19 protein-coding genes are annotated in these 19654 nt (G+C 67.9%); 5 read left to right on the forward strand and 14 right to left on the reverse strand.

Annotated features, from left to right (window positions below):
* From HALO32_RS12525 to HALO32_RS12540, 4 genes are all read right to left on the reverse strand, one after another.
* On the reverse strand, positions 1–1320 hold the full coding sequence (locus HALO32_RS12525; RefSeq protein ID WP_151444206.1) for an NAD(P)-binding domain-containing protein: 1320 nt from the start codon (positions 1318–1320) through the stop codon (positions 1–3).
* Positions 1317–1877, reverse strand: coding sequence for an OsmC family protein (locus HALO32_RS12530; RefSeq protein ID WP_192576502.1), 561 nt, complete (start codon positions 1875–1877; stop codon positions 1317–1319). Before HALO32_RS12530 ends, HALO32_RS12525 begins: the two co-directional genes overlap by 4 nt.
* Positions 1878–1981: 104 nt before the next feature.
* A complete protein-coding gene (locus tag HALO32_RS12535; protein ID WP_151444207.1) occupies positions 1982–2539 on the reverse strand; it encodes a nickel-binding protein in 558 nt (185 codons plus the stop codon).
* Positions 2536–4839: a hypothetical protein gene (locus HALO32_RS12540; protein ID WP_151444208.1), complete on the reverse strand. Its 2304-nt coding sequence runs from the start codon at positions 4837–4839 to the stop codon at positions 2536–2538. The genes HALO32_RS12535 and HALO32_RS12540 overlap by 4 nt, the downstream gene beginning before the upstream one ends.
* A gap of 167 nt (positions 4840–5006) precedes the next feature.
* On the opposite strand from HALO32_RS12540, the gene cysK reads away from it, so the two are divergent.
* Positions 5007–6506: a cysteine synthase A gene (gene cysK / locus HALO32_RS12545; protein ID WP_151444209.1), complete on the forward strand. Its 1500-nt coding sequence runs from the start codon at positions 5007–5009 to the stop codon at positions 6504–6506.
* 17 nt (positions 6507–6523) lie between these two features.
* Entirely contained in the window at positions 6524–7153 is a 630-nt protein-coding gene (locus HALO32_RS12550; RefSeq protein WP_151444210.1) for a carboxymuconolactone decarboxylase family protein, read from the forward strand.
* Between the two features lie 80 nt (positions 7154–7233).
* Here HALO32_RS12550 and HALO32_RS12555 read toward each other — a convergent pair whose 3' ends face one another.
* A complete protein-coding gene (locus tag HALO32_RS12555; RefSeq protein WP_225809990.1) occupies positions 7234–7515 on the reverse strand; it encodes a flavin reductase in 282 nt (93 codons plus the stop codon).
* Positions 7516–7820: 305 nt separating this feature from the next.
* Here HALO32_RS12555 and HALO32_RS12565 point away from each other — a divergent pair, with 305 nt between their 5' ends.
* Positions 7821–8183 (forward strand): alpha/beta fold hydrolase, encoded by a 363-nt coding sequence (locus HALO32_RS12565; protein ID WP_151444211.1) that lies wholly within the window; start codon positions 7821–7823, stop codon positions 8181–8183.
* A 165-nt stretch (positions 8184–8348) separates the two neighbouring features.
* Here HALO32_RS12565 and HALO32_RS12570 read toward each other — a convergent pair whose 3' ends face one another.
* Positions 8349–9452: a class I SAM-dependent methyltransferase gene (locus tag HALO32_RS12570; RefSeq protein ID WP_151444212.1), complete on the reverse strand. Its 1104-nt coding sequence runs from the start codon at positions 9450–9452 to the stop codon at positions 8349–8351.
* Between the two features lie 236 nt (positions 9453–9688).
* Here HALO32_RS12570 and HALO32_RS12575 point away from each other — a divergent pair, with 236 nt between their 5' ends.
* The gene (locus HALO32_RS12575) at positions 9689–10315 is read left to right on the forward strand and encodes a TetR/AcrR family transcriptional regulator (protein WP_151444213.1); all 627 of its coding nucleotides are present in this window, start codon (positions 9689–9691) and stop codon (positions 10313–10315) included.
* Between the two features lie 41 nt (positions 10316–10356).
* Here the strand turns inward: HALO32_RS12575 and HALO32_RS12580 are convergent, their stop codons facing one another.
* The 8 genes from HALO32_RS12580 to HALO32_RS12615 form a co-directional block, all read right to left on the reverse strand.
* Entirely contained in the window at positions 10357–10701 is a 345-nt protein-coding gene (locus HALO32_RS12580; protein ID WP_225809993.1) for a Na+/H+ antiporter subunit G, read from the reverse strand.
* A complete protein-coding gene (locus tag HALO32_RS12585; RefSeq protein WP_151444214.1) occupies positions 10698–10967 on the reverse strand; it encodes a K+/H+ antiporter subunit F in 270 nt (89 codons plus the stop codon). The genes HALO32_RS12580 and HALO32_RS12585 overlap by 4 nt, the downstream gene beginning before the upstream one ends.
* Positions 10964–11470: a Na+/H+ antiporter subunit E gene (locus HALO32_RS12590; RefSeq protein ID WP_151444215.1), complete on the reverse strand. Its 507-nt coding sequence runs from the start codon at positions 11468–11470 to the stop codon at positions 10964–10966. Before HALO32_RS12590 ends, HALO32_RS12585 begins: the two co-directional genes overlap by 4 nt.
* Positions 11467–12990 carry a monovalent cation/H+ antiporter subunit D gene (locus HALO32_RS12595; protein ID WP_151444216.1) on the reverse strand — a complete coding sequence of 508 codons (1524 nt, stop codon included), beginning with the start codon at positions 12988–12990 and terminating at the stop codon, positions 11467–11469. Before HALO32_RS12595 ends, HALO32_RS12590 begins: the two co-directional genes overlap by 4 nt.
* The gene (locus HALO32_RS12600; protein ID WP_151444217.1) at positions 12987–13325 is read right to left on the reverse strand and encodes a Na+/H+ antiporter subunit C; all 339 of its coding nucleotides are present in this window, start codon (positions 13323–13325) and stop codon (positions 12987–12989) included. Before HALO32_RS12600 ends, HALO32_RS12595 begins: the two co-directional genes overlap by 4 nt.
* Positions 13325–16120, reverse strand: a complete 2796-nt coding sequence (locus HALO32_RS12605) for a monovalent cation/H+ antiporter subunit A (RefSeq protein WP_151444218.1) — start codon at positions 16118–16120, stop codon at positions 13325–13327. Before HALO32_RS12605 ends, HALO32_RS12600 begins: the two co-directional genes overlap by 1 nt.
* A 220-nt stretch (positions 16121–16340) precedes the next feature.
* A complete protein-coding gene (locus HALO32_RS12610; RefSeq protein ID WP_151444219.1) occupies positions 16341–17549 on the reverse strand; it encodes an MFS transporter in 1209 nt (402 codons plus the stop codon).
* A 3-nt stretch (positions 17550–17552) separates the two neighbouring features.
* Positions 17553–18659 (reverse strand): pyridoxal phosphate-dependent aminotransferase, encoded by a 1107-nt coding sequence (locus HALO32_RS12615; RefSeq protein ID WP_151444220.1) that lies wholly within the window; start codon positions 18657–18659, stop codon positions 17553–17555.
* Between the two features lie 145 nt (positions 18660–18804).
* On the opposite strand from HALO32_RS12615, the gene HALO32_RS12620 reads away from it, so the two are divergent.
* Positions 18805–19650, forward strand: coding sequence for an AraC family transcriptional regulator (locus HALO32_RS12620; protein ID WP_151444221.1), 846 nt, complete (start codon positions 18805–18807; stop codon positions 19648–19650).
* The last annotated feature ends 4 nt before the right edge of the window (positions 19651–19654 follow it).

Raw genomic sequence — 19654 nt, forward strand, 5'->3', positions numbered from 1 at the left:
TCACGCACCGATCGCGGTACACAGGCCCCGGGGCATGGCGCCCTGGCGTTGCCCCCCGGCCAGCCAGGCGGCGAGGTGGTCGCAGAGCTCCCGGGCGTCGTCGTCGGCCCCGTGGATGAAGCTCGACTTGCGCCGGCGCAGGAACGGCAGGCCCAGCACGTAGAGGCCCGGGGCGTCGACCACGCCGCCGTGGTGGCGCAGCTGTCCCTTGCGGTCGAACACCGGCACCTGCAGCCAGCTGTAGTCGGGGCGATACCCAGTGGCCCACAGCACGGTGCGGATGTCGCCATCGGCGAGGTCCAGCCCTAGGCAGGGGGCGTCAGGCAGGCGGGTTGGCGGGAAGCGCTGCGGTGCCTCGAGGCGGCCATCCAGCCCGCGTATCCGCGCCCAGGCATCGAGGGTGTCGAGCAGCCGTCCCAGCTTGAGGTCCGCCGCGGCGCAGTGGGCCGGCAGCGAGCCGGAGAACTGCAGCCGGGTGTCCTGCAGGCCCACCAGGCGGCCGACCAGCCTGACGCCCCGTGCGCTCAGCGCATTCAGGTCCAGGGTGGCGGGGATGTCGCCGCCGGCCAGCTGTGGCGAGGGCAGGCGGCGGGCCCGCTCGATGTCGTCCACCTCGTCGATACGCTGGTCGAGGATGCCGGCCGCCTCCAGCCACCACTGGATGTCCCTTCCACGGTAGCGGCGTGGCAGGCGCACATGCTCGCCCACCGACAGGGTCACCGGATGGCCGGCGCGCTGGAGCTCGTTGGCGAGCTGCAGCCCGCTGGCCGAGGCCCCCACCACCAGCACGCCCCCGGGCGCCAGCTGCTGCGGGTTGCGGTACTCCCGCGCCGTCAGGCGGTCGACCGATGCCGGCAGTGCCTTGGCCAGGGGAGGTATCACGGGCAGGTTGAAGGCGCCGCTGGCGATCACCACCGCCCGGCAGCGCCACTCGCCACGCTCGGTGATCACCCGGTAGCCGTCGTCTGCCTGGCGGACCGAGAGCACCCTGGTGCCGGCCTGAACTGGGGCCGAACATCGCCGGGCATAGTCGAGCAAGAAGTCGACCACCTGTGGCATGGCCATGAAACCGTCAGGGTCGGGCCCCGCATAGCGGAGCCCGGGCAGACGACATTGCCAGTTGGGGGTCAGCAGCCTGAGCGAGTCCCATCGCTCATGGCGCCACGCGTTGCCCACCTCGCCACGTTCCAGCAGCACATGCTCGATGCCGGCCCGGCCGAGGTAGTGGCTCATGGCGAGCCCGGCCTGGCCCGCGCCGATGACCACCACGGTCACGGCGCGGGGCGGGCGGGGCCGCCGTCCGGGATGTGCGTTGCTCATTTCACCTGCACCGAGACCTGGGTGGGGTTGGTGAGGATGTCGTAGACTGCCGAGCGCTTCTGTGACTGGGCGACCAGGCCCTCGACCTCCTCGCGGGTGGCGTCGGCATCGATCTCGAAGGTGACCCGAACGTCGTCGAAGCCGTTGCGCACGTCGCGGTCCATGCCGAGGATGCCCTGGATATCCATGTCGCCCTCCAGGCGGGCCCGCACCGAGCGGAGCTGGATGCCGCGGTGCTGGGCGACGGCGGCAACGCCGGCGCTCAGGCAGCCGGCGAGGCCCACCAGCACATACTCCACAGGGGTGGGGCCATGGTCCTCGGAGGCGAAGACCTCGGGGTGGTCGGTATCGAAGGCGAAGCGGGTCTTGTGGTGCTGCTCCTCGCCGAGGCCGTGGAAGCCCTCGACGGTGGCGCGGCTGTGGGTGCCCATCACCCAGTCGCAGCTGGCGCGCCAGGTGAAGCGTGCGGCCTCGGGGGCCTGGGACAGGGCCTCGCGGGCGCCCAGCAGGGCGGTGACGTTGACGCCGTTGTCGATCTCGCGGATGGCGGTCTGCATGGTGGTCTCTCCTCGGGTTGTCGTGGTATGGCGGGTGGGCTCACCCGTCAGGCACGACTCTGGGGCCGGGACGTGGGAGCCGGCGTGGGAGAGGCCGTGGTTTTTCAGGGGACGGGCGTGGAATCGACCGGGAGGCCGGGGAGGATCGTCTGGAAGGCCCAGACACGCTCCAGCGGCATGCCGGCCTGGTGCTGGGCGAGACGCACCGACTCGGCATCGGGGGCCCGGTAGAGGCAGAGCATGCGCTTGGCGTCCCGCGAGAAGAGGGTGCGCACGAAGCGCACCCGGTGGTTCTGCAGGCAGGCCGCGCCGGCATCCTCGCGGGCCTGGATCGCCGCGAGGCTGACCGGCGCGGCGAAGGCACGCTCCACCAGCACGTTGGCCGCGGCGAGTGCCCCGGTGTCGAGTCCCGGCGCGTCGTGGATCGTGCCGGGCCAGAGGGTGGTGATCTCGGCGCCGGCCTGGCGCAGGGCGTTGCGTGCGGACTCGACGTCCGGGGCCCGGAAGCGGCAGACCATGCGTCGGCCGTCCCGCGCCAGCAGGCTGCCCTCCCAGGCGACCCGGTGAAGGGAGAAGCAGCTCTCCGCCGCCTCCGACAGCGTCCTGACGAGCTCGGCGCTGAGCGGTGTCGCGAAACGGCGCTCCAGGACGAGGTCGATCATGCGGTGTCCTCCGGCCGGGTGTCAGCCAGCAGGGCCGCCGACCTAAGCCGCGCCCAGCGGGCGACAGGCCGCTGGGCGATCTCGGTCGCCGCCTGGGCATGTTGGCCCTGCGCGTCGATGCTGCCGGTCACCCGGTGGGCCTCGGCGAGCACGCCGTGGGCGAGCAGCTGCTCGGTGGCACGCTCCAGGGTCCGGGCGTGGGTCAGGGCCTCCCCGGCCCGCGCGATGGCGTCGAGCGCCCGGCCACGCTCGAGGTCGAGCCGGGCGGCGTGGATCAGCAGGCAGCAGAGCCGGTGCTTGGCGTCGGCGTCACGCAGCGTTGCCAGGGCGGTCTCCAGGGGGAGCGCCTGGTCCTCCAGGGCATAGCGGCAGAGCGCCAGGGCGGCGCAGGCGAAGGGGGCCTCGCTGCCCTCGCGCAGCTTCTCGCCGATCTCCGCGAGGGTGATGCCGCGCTTCAGGGCCTCGGGAAAGCGGCCTCGCTCGAGCTCCAGCATCAGCAGGCCCTCGTTGGCCTGGAACTCGCCGAGCCGATCACCGCTGGCCTTGCAAAGGGTTCGCGCCTCCTTGAAGTGTCCCTCTGCTTCCTCCAGCCGGTTGTCGTGGAAGCGCATCAGCGCAAGGGCCATGGAAATGGCGGGGTGACTCAGCCGCTGCCGGTCGGCCAGCATGCGGGCGTCGTCGAGCATCCCGGCGGCCCGGTCGAGGTCACGCTCCAGCATCGCCAGGCACTTCGCCGTTTCCGCCATGGCGACGATCTGGTCGCGGTCGTCGGCGCTGTGGGTGACCCGCTCGGCTTGCAGGGCCTCCTCGTGGGCATCCCGCCACTGGCCATGGGACCAGCGAACCTGGCTGGCAAGCTGGTAGCCGAGCCGGGCATGGGTGAGGGCACCATGCTCCAGGGCCTGTTCGGCGAGGGTCACCAGTTCCCTGGCAGTGTCCTGCCAGTCCGCCAGGGGGGCGGCATGGAGCATCACGTCGCGCAGCTCGATCAGCAGACAGACCCGGCGGGCGCCAGTGAGTCGCTCGGCCATCTCGACGCCCTGGCGGGCGAGGTGCAGGGCCTCGTCGTTGGCAAAGAAGCGCAGGCAGGCGCGTCCGGCCGCGATCAGGGCCTCGGCGGCCAGCGCCGGGTCACCGCTGCGTCGGGCGTGGTGGGCCAGTTCGGCGGCGCTGTCCAGGTCGAGGTGGGCATCGCCGAGCCGCTGTTCGGCGACATGGCGGTGCATCAGCTGGCGGCGCGCCGGGGAGATCGCCTCGTAGAGGCGGCGCGGCAGGGCGTCGTCGGCGAAGCACAGCCCGTGTTCGGTGGCCTGCAGCAGGCCGCGTCGCTCGGCGGCCTCGAGGGCCGCGCCGATGCGCTGGGCCTCGAGGCCGCTGAGCCGTGCCAATACGGCGACATTCGGACAGGCGCCCAGCAGCGCGGCCCAGCGCAACACCTCAAGGGGCTCGCCCTCGAGAGGCTCTCCCTCCAGGGAGGCGGGCAGCGCGGCGCTCGGAGGATTTGCCGGCGAGGGGGCAGCCGCCTGCGACCGCGCCTCGTTGGCCCGGCGGTGCAGCGGGGGGCCGGTGGCGGAATGAACGGCCGGCGGCGTCCGTCGGGCGCGCAGCAGGGCGCCGGTCGAGGGGATGCCGGCCTCGCCGAGCAGGCGCAACCCCAGCTGGCAGTGCTGTTCCGCTTCCCGGGGGCGGTTGAGACTCATCAACAGCCGGACCAGGTGGGCGCGGGCGTCCTCGTCGAAGGGTGCCAGCCGGACCAGCGCATGGGCATGGGTCAGGGCCCGTTCGGGAGCCTCGGCCAGGCGGCGGACCAGGACCGAGAGCAGCGCGACCTGGGCTCGCAGGGCACGCTCCCGCTCGGCCAGGCACCAGCTGTGGAAGTCGTGGAAGTTCGGCAGATCGAGGCCTTGCAGGAAGGGGCCACGATAGCGGGCAGCGATGCGCTCCAGTCGTGCGATCTCCTCCTGTTCGAGTGCCTCCCCCTGGACACCATGTAGGGCCAGGAGGTCGACATCCAGGTCGCCGGTATCCAGCGCCGCGCTGAGGCGGTCGGCGATGATGCGCGGCCGGCCCGGTTCATCCACCAGCCGGCGCAGTTTCGACAGGCTCCAGCGCAGCGAGCCGCGGGGGTCGTCGGGAATCTCCCACAGCAGGTCGCAGAGGTGCTCGCGACAGAAGGGGCGGTCGCTCATCGCCAGGTAGGCCAGCAGGGCGCGGGTCTTCTTCGACGGCGGGAGGGTCAGCACCCGGCCATCCCGAACCACCTCGAGATCGCCGAGCACGTTGAGGGTCAGTGTGTTCATCGCCTGCCCCCTCCCAGGAGAGAGACCACCCTTGAGTATAGCGCGTCTGGCGGCCGCGCCCGCGGGGCGTGACCTGAAAATACCACGCTGGCTACCACGCCCGCTCCCTCGGCGGCGGCGCAGGCTGACCCTGCAAGGCACCGATCCCCCTAACGAGGAGCAGCGACATGGCACGCTACGACAGTATTCTGGACACCATCGGCCGCACGCCGCTGGTGCGGCTCGACCGGCTGGCCCCCGCCGGGGTGAACCTCTACGTGAAACTCGAGGCGTTCAATCCCATGGGCTCGGTCAAGGACCGCATGGCCCTGGCGGTGATCGAGCAGGCGGAGCGCGACGGCGTACTTCGCCCTGGCCAGACGGTGATCGAGGCGACCAGCGGCAACACCGGCATCGGGCTCGCCATGGTCTGCGCGAGCAAGGGCTATCCGCTGGTGGTGACCATGGCGGAGAGCTTCAGCGTGGAGCGGCGCAAGCTGCTGCGCTTCCTGGGGGCCAGGGTAGTGCTGACCCCCGCGGCCGAGAAGGGCACCGGCATGCTCAACAAGGCGGTGGAACTGGCCGAACGCCACGGCTACTTCCTCTGCCGTCAGTTCGAGAACGAGGCCAACGCCGAGGTGCACTCGCGGACCACGGCCCGGGAGATCCTCGACGACTTCCGCGGGGAGTCCTTGCACGCCTGGGTGACCGGCTTCGGCACGGGCGGCACCCTCAAGGGGGTGGCCAGGGTGCTCAAGCAGACGGACCCGGCGATACGCGTGGTCGTTGCCGAGCCCGACAACGCCGCCCTGCTGGGCAGCGGCATCGCGCAGCCGCGGGATGCCGGCGGTAGCCCCTCGGCCAGCCATCCGCGCTTCCGCCCCCATCTGATGCAGGGCTGGAGCCCGGACTTCATCTCACGGCTCACCGAGGAGGCCCTGGCGGCGCAGCATGTCGACGAGGTGGTGCCGGTGGCGGGCGACGAGGCGTTGAGGCTGTCCCGCGAGCTGGCCCGCCGCGAGGGTATCTTCGTCGGCATCTCCAGCGGGGCCACCCTGGCCGCCGCGCTGGACGTGGCGCGCCGTTCACCGCCCGGCAGCAACATCGTCTGCATGCTGCCGGACACCGGCGAGCGCTACCTCTCCACCCCGCTGTTCGACGGCATCGGCGAGGCGATGAGCGACGAGGAGCTTGCCCTGTCGCGCTCCACGCCGGGTTACCGCTTCGATGCCCCCGCGGCGCCGCCCCGTCCGGCGGAGGCGACATCCGCGGCGCCGGTGGCGCTGGATCCCGAGACCGAGCGCTTCGTCGACGAGACCGTGGCCACCGAGCCGGTGGTAATGTTCGCCCTGGAGTGGTGCGAGTTCTGCTGGTCGGTGCGCAAGCTCTTCGCACGCCTGGGGATCGAGTACCGCAGCGTCGACCTCGACGCGGTGGCCTACCAGGAGGGCGACCTGGGCGGCAGGATTCGCGCGGTACTGGCCGAGCGCACCGGGGCCACCACCATCCCGCGGATCTTTGTCGGCGGCGAGTCGATCGGGGGCTGCACCGAGCTCTTCGATGCCTGGCGGGACGGCTCGTTGCGCCGGCGTCTGGACGCCAGCGGCATCGCCTATCGCCGCGATGTGGAGATCGACCCCTATGCGCTGCTGCCGGGGTGGCTGCATCCGCGCACTAGCGCGGCATGACCGGGAGGAACGACGAGATGAGCTTCATCGACACGATTGCGCCCGAGCAGGCTTCGGGCGAGGTACAGGCGATGTACCGGCGCCAGCAGGCCCACTTCGGCTACCTGCCCAACTATGCCCGGGTGTTCTGCCATCGCCCCGAGGTGATGGCGAGCTGGGCGGCCCTGCTGGGGAGCATCCGGCGTCACGTCGACCCGCGGCGCTTCGAGCTCGTGACCCTGGCTGCGGCGCGGGCACTGGGCAACTCCTATTGCGCGCTGGCCCACGGCCAGGCGCTGGCGGGGCTGGTGGGCACGCCGCAGCTGCAGGCGATCCTCGAGGGCGGGGATACGCTCGACGCGGCGGAGCGGGAGATGATGGCACTGGCCGCGAAGGTGGCCGATGACGCCGCCGGCGTGACTCAGGCCGATATCGACCGGCTGGGGGCACACGGGCTCGGCGATGACGAGATCTTCGACATCGTGGCCGTGGCCGCCGCGCGGGCCTTCTTCACCAAGGTGCTGGACGGCCTCGGTGCCCGGGCCGATATCGCCTATCGGGAGATGGCGCCCGCGCTGCGCGAGGCGCTTACCGTGGGGCGCCCCATCGCCGGCGATGAGGACGAGCGACAGGCGATGTCCTTGGCACTGCCGGTGGCCGAACCCTAGTGCTGGGTAAGCCTGATCAAGACGTCACCGCGCCGGGCGGGGGCCAGCCCCTTGGCAACACAGCCGGGGAAGGTCGGGCCTCACTGCATCTGGGGCAGGAACTGGTGGCGTCGGTCGATCACCTCGCCGGCGACCATGAAGACCCCGTCGCCGGTGTAGTGCAGGGTCTGCGGATGGGCCGGCGTCGGCGCCACCTGTGCCGCTACGACTTCCCAGATGAAGAAGTCGTAGCGGTCGACGAGCCTGTCGTCTAAGAGGCGACACTCGAAGTGGGCGTGACACTCGTCGATTCGCCTGCTCGGCCGGCTCGGCCGGCTCGGTCGGCTCGGCGCTGAGGTCGAAGTATTCGAACTTGTCGACACTGGCGCCGCTAGTGTTGCCGATGCTGATCACGGCGTCGGTCAGCTGGGTGGTGGGGAGGTTGATGATGCACTCCCCGCTACAATTAGACCAGTTCAGTTCCTGGCCCAGCTCCATCTAACACGATTCGCGATGAACAACCGCTGGTGGCATGCCCAGGGCTTCCGGGGTGTAAGCTTCTACATGAAGCGGTTTGCTAACACTTGACCAACCGCCATGGTACGGATCCGTATGCCTGGTGGTGTGGGCAGACGGGGGCTAGCCCCCTCCGACCCGATCCCATGTCGAGGCGGCGACGCAGCCGGATTTGCCGACCAATATCGAGGCAATGCGGCAGTTCGTTCGGGAATTGGTCGCCCGCCCCATGGCGGCGGTGGATTTCGAATATGCACTGGCATACAACATCATCGTTCCTGCCAAGGTTCGGGCCGCTCTGCTGATGCGGGAGATCGACTGTGACGACGTCCTTCAGCACATGCAGGTGCCGGTACTGGTTTCGCAGGGCCGGCTGGACCAACATGTCCTGCCTGCCATGGCCGAGCACATCCTGGCGGTCTGTCCAAGCGCCAAGTCATCCTGGTACGAAGCGGCTGCTCATATGACGTTCCTGGAAGATCCCCAACCCTTCAATATGGAACTGGCGGCATTCGTGCACGCCACACGGAGCTGACTGGGCCGATTCACCCCGCCGCCAGCTCCAAGCTACCGGCGAGCGCCATTGGGCAGGAGTGCAACGTTCGGGCAGGGACACACCAGTCCCTGTCCCGTGTCGAGAGCCCGACGCCTGAATGGCGCCGGGCAGGTGCCACGTCGTGGTCGGAGGCCCCTGGGCGATTCAGGGCCGGCAGACGTACCAGTAGTTCTGAAAATCGTGATCGAGCTCGTGAATCTCTATGTCGTTGAAACCGGCAGAGCGGAAGTACGCCTGCGCCTTTTCCCGGCCCCACATGGCGCCGAGTCCTTCGCCACCGCGGGCCAGCGACACCGTCATGCAGTGCATGCAGGAAAGGGTGTAGAGCAGCGGTCCGATGGGGTGGCCGCGGTCCTGATGGTGATGGCTCGAACCCTTGATGTCCTGGGCCAGATAGATGCCGTCATCGGCCAGGGCGCGACGGATGCCGCGGAGCAGGGCAGGCGGGTCGGCTTGGTCGTGCACGGCATCGAAGGTGGTGATGAGATCGAAGGTGGCCGGTTCGGCGGTGCGGTCGAAGTCGGTCAGGTCGCGTACCTCGAAGACCACGTTGGTATTGCCGAGCTCGTCTGCCTCCCGGCGAGCCTTGGCAATGGCTTCCTTGGAGAGGTCATATCCGATGAAGTGACTCCGCGGGAAGCGGCGTGCCAGGGTGTTGAGGGCCCGACCGCTGCCGCAGCCGGCGTCGAGCACATGGATACCGCTCTCGAGGCGCTCGAGGAGTCCCGGTATCAGCGGCAGTATGTGCGACTCCAGCGCCAGTACCACCGACTGCCCGCTGTCCTCGGCCATGATCTCGTGGAAGCGGCCGAAGCGTTCATAGGGCACGCCGCCGCCCTCGTGGAAGCAGCGCACGATGTCGTCTTCCACACTGCCGAGCAGCGGTATGTACTGGGCGAACACCGCGATGTTGTCCGTGGGCGAGCGTCGGCTGAGGCAGGCAGCGTGTTCTGGCGGCAGGTGGTAGGTGCCGGCGGCCGGGTCGTGCTCGACGATGTTGCCAACCGTCATGGCGCCCAGCCATTCGCGGACATAGCGCTCGGCGAGACCGGCACGCTGGGCAACCTCGGAACTCGTGGCCGGTGGCATGTCGGCCAGGGTGTCGAAGAGGCCCGTACGATGACCGAGCGAGGTCATCAAGCTCAAGGCGCCGCCATTGAGGTGGTCCACGAGGCGGTCGGCGAAGGCCTCGACGTGTCGTTCATCGAGGGTGGCAAGGGCCGGGGTTGTGTCATGGGGTGCCGTCATGATTTGTCCCTCCTGTTGGTGTTGGTGAGCGCAGCCGGGGGCCGGCTTTCCTACCAGCAGCTTGGGCGTAACTCGGGGGTGCGGCTAGTGAACCCGTGGTCGGGTTCTCACACGCCGGGGAGTCTCGACTAGAATCAGCTATATAGGTCAGGTGTAGGCGGCAACGGTGCGGCCCTTGCGGGTGTCGGGGCCGCCAAACTGGACGTCCGGTACGGTGAACCGGGGTGGTGATGAAGATGGGCAGGGGCGAAGCGACCCGCGAACGCATCCTGGCGATTGCGGAGTCGGCGGTACTGGCGAAGGGCTTCGGTGCCACTTCCATCGAGGAGCTGATCGCCGAGGCGGGCATCACCAAGAGTGGTTTCTTCTACCACTTCCACGACAAGAACGTGCTGGCGCGAGCGCTGCTTGAGCGTTATATGGAGCGCGAGGATGCCTTGTTGGACGATATCTTTTCCCGTGGTCGCGAGCTGGCCGGTGACCCCCTCCATGGCTTCCTGGCAGGCCTCAAGCTGCTGGCGGAGACGATGAGCGATCTGCCGGGGGACTATCCCGGCTGTCTGGTGGCGACCTACTGTTACCAGGAGCGCCTCTTCGATCGCGATGTGCGCGAACTCAACCGGCATATCGTCCTGCAGTGGCGAGCGCGCTTCAGTGCCATCCTGGACGAGATCGTCGTGCAGCATGCTCCACGGGAGCCGGTCGATACCGAGGTCTTGGCCGACATGGTGTCGACGATCATCGAGGGCGGGCTGGTTCTGAGTCGCGCCACCGGCGACCCGCAGATACTGCCCACCCAACTCATGTTGCTGCGCCATTATATCCAACTGTTGTTCGAGCCGAAGGCCGGGGAGCTGCATTGAGGGCTCGTCTGCGCAGGGGGGGCGTGCAGGCTGGACCGCCGCTAACGTTCGGGCATGTTGCGGGTTCCCGGCACGCCCTTCAGACGCCGGCGCAGGGCGGCCTTGCCCATCATGTGGGCGCTGACCGGGGCGGTGGCGAAGAGGAAGATCGTCACCAGGGCTTCCTGCACCGAGATGCCCTCCTGCTGGAGACTGAAGTAGAGCAGCGAGCCGATCAGGGTGCAGCCGACGCCCAGGGTGCTGGCCTTGGTAGGGCCGTGCAGGCGCGTGTAGAAATCGGGCAGCTTGGCCAGCCCCCAGGAACCGATCAGCGCGACCAGGGCGCCGAACAGCAGGAAGGCGACGATGATGAACTGCAGATACCAGGGCATGTCGATGCTGGTCATTCGATGACGTCCCCCCGAAGCAGGTATTTGCTCATGGCCACGGTGCTGACGAAGCCCATCAGGGCGATCAGCAGGGCCAGCTCGAACAGTATGCCCAGGCCCATCCAGATGTCGGCCAGCACGATCAGCGCGATGCTGTTGATCATCAGGGTATCCAGCGCCAGGATCCGGTCGACGATATCCGGGCCGATCGCCAGGCGGTAGAGGTTGAGCAGGGCGGCGACGGCGAAGAGCGTCATGGCGATCGGTATGACGACGGCAATCATCGGAAGATCTCCTCGAGAGGCTGCTCGTAACGCTCACGAATGGTAGCGATGGCCTCCTCTTCGTCCTCCAGGTGCAGGGCGTGCACCAGCAGGGTGTTGGCCTCGGCATCGTAGTGGAGCGAGACGGTGCCGGGTGTCAGCGAGATGGTGCTGGCCAGGATGGTGATGGCGAAATCGTCGTCCAGCGTCAGCGGATAGACGAAGAAGCCCGGCTGCAGATACCGGGCAGGGCGCAGGATGCGCAGCGCCACCACCAGGTTGGAACGCAGGATGTCCACCAGCAGCACCAGCAGGTAGCGCAGCAGCGGCAGGGGGCGCTTGATCTTTGCTTCCTCGGGCCAGAAGGCGTGGGTCGTGAAGGGAATGGCCACGCCCAGGCCCAGTCCCAGCAGGGCATGCGCCACGCTGACGTCGTTGACCATCGCCAGCCAGAGCAGGGCCAGGAACAGCGAGAACAGGGGGCGCGGCAGCCAGAACTGCCGGGTGCGAAATGACGATATCATGGTGAGATCTCCTGGCGGGCAGCAGTAGCCTCGGGCAGCACGGCGGCGATGTAGGCCCGCGGGTCGAGCAGCTGCTCTGCGGTCAGTTCGAGGTAGCCCATCACCGGGTCACCGAACACTGCCAGAAGCCCGTTGAGGCCGACCATGAGGGACACCAGCGTCAGCGGGCCCCGCTCGAGTGGATACGGTTTGTCCATCTCGCCAGGGCGCCAGAACCAGCTGCTGCCGGTGCGGCTCAAGGCGATCAGGGTCAGCAGCGCGGCGGCCAGCAGCACGCCCCACAGCCAGAATCCCTGGGGCTCCTGTGCGCTGGCCTGCAGGATCCACGCCTTGCTGACGAAGCCGCTGAAGGGGGGCAGGCCCACCATGGCAATACCGGCAATGAAGAACAGTGTGCCCAGCAGCCAGCGATGGCCGATGGGCCCGGTCGCAGAGAAACGGTCGTAGCCCTCCTCGCGCTGCTGGCCCAGCAGGTCGGCCAGCAGGAAGAAGACGGCAGTCATGCCGGTGCTGTGGATCAGATAGAAGAGCGCGGCGCCGAGGCTTGCCTCGGTGGCAAGACTGATGGTGGCCAGCAGGGTGCCCACCGAGAGGATCACCAGGTAGGCGGTCAGGGTACGCAGGCTGTTCGAGCCCAGCACCCCGATGCCGCCCAGCGCCAGGGTCAGTAGCGCCAGTGGCCAGAGCCAGCCCCAGGCGGTCTCGCTGACCGGCGTCTCGCCCAGCGCGAAGACCAGCAGGAAGACACGCAGGATGGCGTAGATGCCGACCTTGGTCATGATGGCGAAGAGTGCGGCGACCGGTGCGGTGGCGGCCGAATAGGCGCGTGGTAGCCAGAAGAGCAGCGGCAGGATGGCGGCCTTGACGCCGAACACCACCAATAGCACCAGGCTGGCGGCGGCGAGCAGCGGGGCGTCGCTGGGGGGAGCCTGCGCTACGCGCACGGCCAGGTCGGCCATGTTGAGGGTGCCGGTGAGGCCATAGAGCGTGCCCAGGGCGATCAGGAACAGTGCCGAGCCCACCAGGTTGATGATCACGTAGTGCAACCCGGCACGGCTGCGGGCGCGGCCCCCGCCGTGCAGCAGCAGGGCATAGGAGGCGATCAGCAGGATCTCGAAGAACACGAAGAGATTGAACAGGTCGCCGGTCAGGAAGGCCCCGTTGAGGCCGGCCAGCTGGAACTGGAAGAGGGCATGGAAGTGGGCCCCCCGCGTATCGCTGCCGCTGCTGGCATAGAGCAGGCAGCAGAACCCCAGCACGGCGGTCAGCGCCAGCATGATGGCGGAGAGTCGGTCGAGGACCAGCACGATGCCGAACGGCGCCGGCCAGTCGCCGGCGTGGTATAGAACATGCTCGCCGGTGCCGGCAATCTGCAGGCACCAGATTCCCAGCAGCACCAGCCAGAAGGTGCTGGCGAAGCCCAGCAGACGCTGCAGGGCGAAGGGCGCCTGGTAGAACAGCAGTTGTCCGGCGCCGGTGATCAACGGCAGCAGGATCGGCAGGATCAGGGCGTGATTCATGCGCGGTCCTCGTCGGGGTTCTCACCATCCACGTGGTCGTTGCGTAGCTCCACCGCGGCCTTGAGGGCCAGCACCACCACGAAGGCTGTCATCGCGAAGCCGATGACGATGGCGGTGAGCACCAGGGCCTGGGGCAGCGGGTCGGCCGAGCGCTCGGTGAGGCCGACGATGGCCGGCGCTCCGGCGACCAGGCGCCCCGAGGCGAACAGGTAGAGGTTCACCGCATGGGAGAGCAGCGTCAGCCCCAGGATGACCGTGAAGGTTCGGGCCCGCAGCAGCAGGTAGACCCCGCAGGTGGTCAGCACGCCGAGGGTGATCGCGTAGAGCAGTTCCATCAGCCGATCTCCTTGCCGGGGCCGGCCACGGTCATCAGCTTGCCGAGGTTGGCGAGTATCAGCAGCGTCGATCCGACGACGGTGGCGTAGACGCCGAGATCGAAGAGCATGGCGGTGGCCAGCTCGAACTCGCCGATGAGCGGCAGGCTGACGTGGCCGTGGGCCGAGGTGAGGAAGGGGTAACCGAACAGCCAGCTGCCGAGGCCCGTCAGCACGGCGATCAGGATGCCGGCGCCGATCAGTGGCCGGAACGGAGACAGCATGCGTTCCTGTGCCCAGACCAGCCCGCCCGCCATGTACTGCAGGGTCAGCGCCACCGCGGTGATCAGCCCGGCGATGAAGCCGCCGCCGGGCAGGTTGTGTCCGCGCAGGAAGATATAGGCCGAGACCAGCAGGGCGATCGGCAGCACCAGGCGGGCCACGGTACTGAGCATGATCGGATGGGGTTCGGCGACCCAATGGCCGGGATGGGTATCCACCACGCGCTCCTTGAGATGCAGGTCGCGAGTGAAGGCGAACACCGCCAGGGCGGCGATGCCCAGCACGGTGATCTCGCCCAGGGTATCGAAGCCGCGGAAGTCCACCAGGATGACGTTGACCACGTTCGTGCCGCCACCGCCGGGTACGCTGTTGGCCAGGAAGAACCCGGAGATCGTCTCCTGCGGACGGGTGAGGATGGCGAAGCTGAAGGCCGTTACCCCGATGCCCATCAGCACGGCAATGGCGAGGTCGCGCCCCATCCGGAAGGAGGTCGAGCCCTGGGGTGACGTCTGCGGCAGGAAGGAGAGCGCCAGCATCATGATCACCACCGCCATCACCTCCACCATCAGCTGGGTCAGGGCGAGGTCCGGCGCCGAGAAGCGGGCAAAGGTGACGGTGACGAAGAGCCCGGTCACGCCGAGCAGCAGCAGGGCTGGCAGGCGATAGTGATGGAAGACCACCACGCCCAAGGCTGCCAGGCAGAGCAGGATGGCGGCCAGCACGGTCAACGGATCGAGCGGGGCCAGTGCCACGCCCCCGTCCCAGCGGTCGACGGCCAGCAGCTCCAGGCCGACCAGCACCAGTACGGTGACCATGATGAAGACCAGGTAGCGCTGCAGCGAGCCATTCTCGAGCTGGAAGACGCGGCGCTGGGAGAGGGCGATGGCGCTTCGCATGATCCAGTCGAAGATCTCCTTGGCGTCCACCTCCGGCAGGCTGGCGTGCAGGCGAAACAGCGGGTCGCGCATGGCGTAGAAGAGCGCGCCACCGGCCAGGGCGGCGAGGCTCATGATCATGGGTACGCTGCCGCCGAGCGTCGAGAAGTCATAGGGATCGACAAGCGTTTGACGCGCGGCGGCGAAGGCTGGCTGGACCAGGGCGGAATAGACGTGCTCCGGCATCAGCCCCACCAGCAGCGTGGCCAGGGCCAGCAGCGCGATGGGCGACAGCGCCGCCGGGCGAGGCCCTTTGGGGGGCCATATGGGCAGGTTAATGGGCCGGCCGTTGAAGAAGACGTTATGGAAGATCCGGATCGAGTAGGCCACCGAGAAGAGCGCGGCCAGGGTCACCCAGGCGGGGATCACCACCACGGCCCAGTCGGGCGCCGTCACCAGCAGGCTCTCGGTAAACAGCATCTTCTTGCTCAGGTAGCCGCTCATCAGTGGCAGGCCGGCCATGGCGGCGGCGGAGATGCCCGTCAGCACCATCATTGCGGGCATGAAGCGCCACATGCCGTTGATCTGGCGCATGTCACGGGTTCCGGTGGCTCGATCCACATAACCCGCCATCATGAACAGCGGGGCCTTGAACAGCGCATGGCATACCAGGTGGAAGAGCGCCGCCGCCAGCGCCATGGGGGTGCCCAGGCCAATCAGCAGCATGATCAGCCCCAGGTGCGAGACCGTGGAGTAGGCCAGCAGCCCCTTCATGTCATGCATGAACATGGCCACGAAGGCACCCACCATCAGGGTCAGCATGCCGGTCAGGGTGACCAGGTGGAACCATTCCGGGGTATCGCCCAGTGCCGGATGCAGCCGGGCGAGCAGGAACAGCCCCGCCTTGACCATGGTCGCGCTGTGCAGGTAGGCGGAGACCGGGGTCGGCGCCGTCATGGCATGGGGCAGCCAGAGATGGAAGGGAAACTGTGCCGACTTGGTGAAGGCGCCCAGCAGGATCAGGTTGAGCATTAACCCATAGTGCTCATGGCTGCGGATACGATCGCCCGCCGCCAGCACCGTGGAGAGGTCATAGCCGCCGGCGGCCTGGCCCAGCAGCACCAGCCCGCCGAGCAGGGCCAGCCCGCCACCGCCGGTGATCACCAGTGACATTCGCGCGCCCAGCCTGGCGGCCTGGCGGTCGGTATTGAAGCCGATGAGCAGGAAGGAGATCAGGCTGGTCAGCTCCCAGAAGACCAGCAGGAAGAGCAGGTTCTCGGAGAGCACGATGCCCAGCATGACCGACATGAACAGCAGGATCAGGGTGAAGAAGCGTGCGGAGGCGTCGTTACCCTCGAAGTAGTAGCGCGCATAGAGCAGGATCAGACAGCCGATGCCGGTGATCAACAGGGCGAACAGCAGTCCCAGGCCATCGAGACGGAAGGCCACGTTGAGGCCCAGCGACGGCAGCCAGGTCAGCTGCTGCACAATGGCTTCGCCTCCGTGCATGACGTGCGGCAGCCAGCTGAGCAACAGCAGCAGGCTCAAGAGGGCAGGAATCGCCGAAACCGAGGCCAGCAGGCGCGATGATCGACCCTGCATGAGGGCGGGCAGGCAGGCGCCCGTCAGCGGTAGAAGGATGATCAGCGCAAGCGGCATGGGACGCGTCTCCCTGTCCAGCATCGAGTGCGGAATGTTTCCGACACTTCACACCCAGGCAGAGTGGAGTGCCTTGATTGGCGTCAACCGAAGGTGATGTCGTCGGACACTCGCCGATGGGTATCCCGAGATTACCTGTCTCACAGGGGATGGTGAAGGCATGCGGCAGAGGCGGATCACCCCGGGACAGGGAGGGTGAGCCGCCCCCGTCGTTTGCCGCTCATGCCTCGACGCCTGTGCGGGCAGGGCGGTTGACCGGTCGCTCGGTGATGAACCAGTGCAGGGCGGCGGCTACCACCGAGAGCAGGATGGCAATATTCCATACCACCTCGTAGTCCCCCTGCAGATCATAGAGATAGCCGCCCAGCCAGACGCCCATGAAGGAGCCGAACTGGTGGAAAAGGAAGACAATGCCGCCCAGCATGGAGAGGTGCTGCACACCGAACACGGAGGCAACGATGCCGTTGGTCAGCGGCACCGTGGAAAGCCACAGCAGCCCCATGGCGATGCCGAACAGGTAGGCGCTCACGGGGCTCAAGGGAGCGACCAGGAAGAGGGTGATCACCACGCCGCGGATCAGGTAGAGCCAGGTGAGCAGGCGCGGCTTGGAGAAGCGCCCGCCCAGCCAGCCGGCGGTATAGGTGCCGAAGATATTGAACAGGCCGACCAGAGCCAGCACGGTGCTGCTCACCGGCACGGCGATGCCGCTGTCGACCAGATAGCCGGGCAGATGGACGCCGATGAACACCACCTGGAAGCCACAGACGAAGAAGCCCAGGCAGAGTAGCCAGAAGCCGCGGTGACCCGCGGCCTCGTTGAGTGCAGCGCCCAGGCTGATATCGCTGGCGGTCTTGGCCGAGGGACGATCACGCAGCAGGGCCCCGAGGGGTAGCATCAGCGCGGCGATGGCGCCCATCGCCAGCAGCGCCGCCGACCAGCCCAGCCACCCCAGCAGACCCAGGGTGCCGGGCAGCATGGCGAACTGGCCAAAGGAGCCGGCGGCACTGACGATACCCATGGCCAGGCTGCGCTTCTCGGGCGACACGGCCCGGCCTACGGCGCCGAGGATCACCGAGAAGGTGGTGCCGGAGAGGCCCAGGCCGATCAACACCCCGGCGGAGAGGGTCATGCCCAGTGCCGACTCCGAGAGTCCCATGAACAGCAGGCCCAACGCATAGAGGCCTCCGCCTACTACCACCACTCGGGCGGCACCGAAACGATCGGCCAGGGCACCGACGAAGGGCTGGGAGAGCCCCCACAGCAGGTTCTGTATGGCCAGGGCGAAGGCGAAGACACCGCGGCCCCAGCCCAGTTCCGAGCTCATCGGCTCGAGGAACAGCCCGAAGCCGTGGCGCAGGCCCATGGCCAGCGAGATGACCAGGCTGCCCAGGACGATGATCAGCAGGGTGTGGCGGCGCAGAGCATCCATTCCTCAACCCTCTTCAAGGGCACGCTCCAGGATCGCTAACCGGCCCGGTACCAGGGCATCCTCTACGGCGGTGATGCGCAGCACATGGCCGAGGTTCGGGTGCGCTGGACGGGCAATCAGTCGTCCATCCTCGAGCAGTTCCCGATGGACCCGCTCGGCGAGCTCGACGCTGGGCAGACGGATGCCGATGAAGTTGGTGGCGCTGGGCAGCACCTCGGCACCCAGTCCGCGGAAGTGCTCGGCCAGGCGCTGGCGACGCTCAAGCACCGCGGCAATATGCTCGTGGGTCTCGTCTGGGTGGTCCAGCACCACCTCGGCGGCGGCCTGGGTCAGCGTCGAGACCGCATAATGGATGCGGACCTTCATCATCATCGCCAGCGTCGCGGGCTCGGCGATGGCATAGCCGATGCGCAGACCCGCCATGCCATGGGCCTTGGAGAGGGTGCGCAGGCGAAACACACCGGGCAGTACCTCCCGGGCGAAGGACGACTCTGCATCATCGCGGAAGTCGTGATAGGCCTCGTCGAGCAGCAGCCAGCAGTCGTCGGGCAGCGTCTCGCGCAGTTGGCGAATGGCCGCGTCGTCATGCAGGTGGCCGCCGGGGTTATCGGGATTGGCCAGATAGACCAGCCGCGCCCGTTCCCTTCTGGCAGCGGCGGAAAGGGCCTCGAGGTCGGGGGCGAGGCGGCCGGGCGCTTCCTCGTAGGGTACCTCGACCAGCCGGCAGCCCTGGCCCCGAGCGAAGTAGCCGAAGGTGGGGTAGGTGCCGCCGGTGGCCACCACGGCAGTGCCGGGCTCGGCCACGGTGCGCAGGGCAAGGGCGATCAGGCTGTCGGCCCCGGCGTCGACCAGCAGGGCCTCGAGCGGGATGCCCTGCTGGTCGGCGAGCCGCTGGCGGATCCCCAGCGCCTCCGAATCCCCGTAGCAGTAGGCATGCTCGACCATGGCATCGCCGAAGTGCGCACGCAGGGCGCGGTGAGGCATGTCGAGCCCTTCGTTGGAGCCCAGGCGGTGGGGGATCTCGCGGCCCAGGCGCCGCTCCAGCACACGGATCCCCGGGAAGGGATTGGTGGGTCCGTCGCCGGTCAGGTGGTCGGGAAAACGGGGCATCGTGAACTCCCAGTCAGCTGTGTTCGGGGGGATTCAGTCACGGTCTGTCAGGCGCCGGTCGTGGTCAAGGCTGAGCCGACTTGTTTTCAACTTTTCTTCACGCCATCTTGACGCTGTAGACGGCGACTGGAAGGCGTTACTCCCGATGGCATTACTCGATATTCGCGCCGCCACCCTGGGCGAGGAGTACGTGGCCCATGCCCATGATCACCACCAGCTCATCCTCGCTACTCGCGGGACCACCGAACTCTCCATCGAGGGCCGGGGGGATCGCATCACCGGCAGTCGGGGCTGCCTGATCCCCTGTGGCCGACACCATGACTATCGGGGCGACGGGCGCAACCGCACCTTCGTGCTCGACATTCCTGCCACCAGCCTGCCGGCGCTGCGCGATGGGGAGGCCATCGAGCGACTCTTCGAGCGGCCGCGCTTCTTCAGCGTGCCGCCGCGGCTCAATCGCCTGGCGGCCAGCTTGATGCAGCAGCTCGAGTGCTGTCCTGCACTGCACAGCGAGATCGCCGCGCTGCTGCTGCGGGCCCTTTATCTGCACCTCGAGTCCCAGCCCCTTTCAGAGGATACCGGGGCGGCGCTCGGCCCGGGATTACGCGAACGCCTCGATCTGGGCCGATTGGACGCCTGGATCGACCACCATCTTGCCGACGAGATCCGGGTGGAGCAGCTGGCGGCACTCTGCGCGTTGAGCGCGGGGCATTTTCATGCCTGTTTTCGCGAGTTGACCGGCATGACCCCGCTCGCCTATGTCCAGCGACGTCGCCTGGATCACGCCCGTACGCTGGTGACCCACAGCGGCTTGAGTCTCGGGCATATTGCCTCTCTGGTGGGCTTTCGCGATCAGGGCAGTTTCTCGCGCGCCTACCGCCGCTGCTTCGAGGTTTCGCCCTCCGTAGCTCGCCGTGAGAGCCACACATTGGCGAGCTTCGGGCAAGAGCACCGCAGTATAGGGCAAGCGAAAGCGGCCGAGTCGACCTAGTCTG

Source organism: Halomonas lysinitropha, assembly GCF_902500215.1.
GTDB classification, from domain to species: domain Bacteria; phylum Pseudomonadota; class Gammaproteobacteria; order Pseudomonadales; family Halomonadaceae; genus Halomonas; species Halomonas lysinitropha.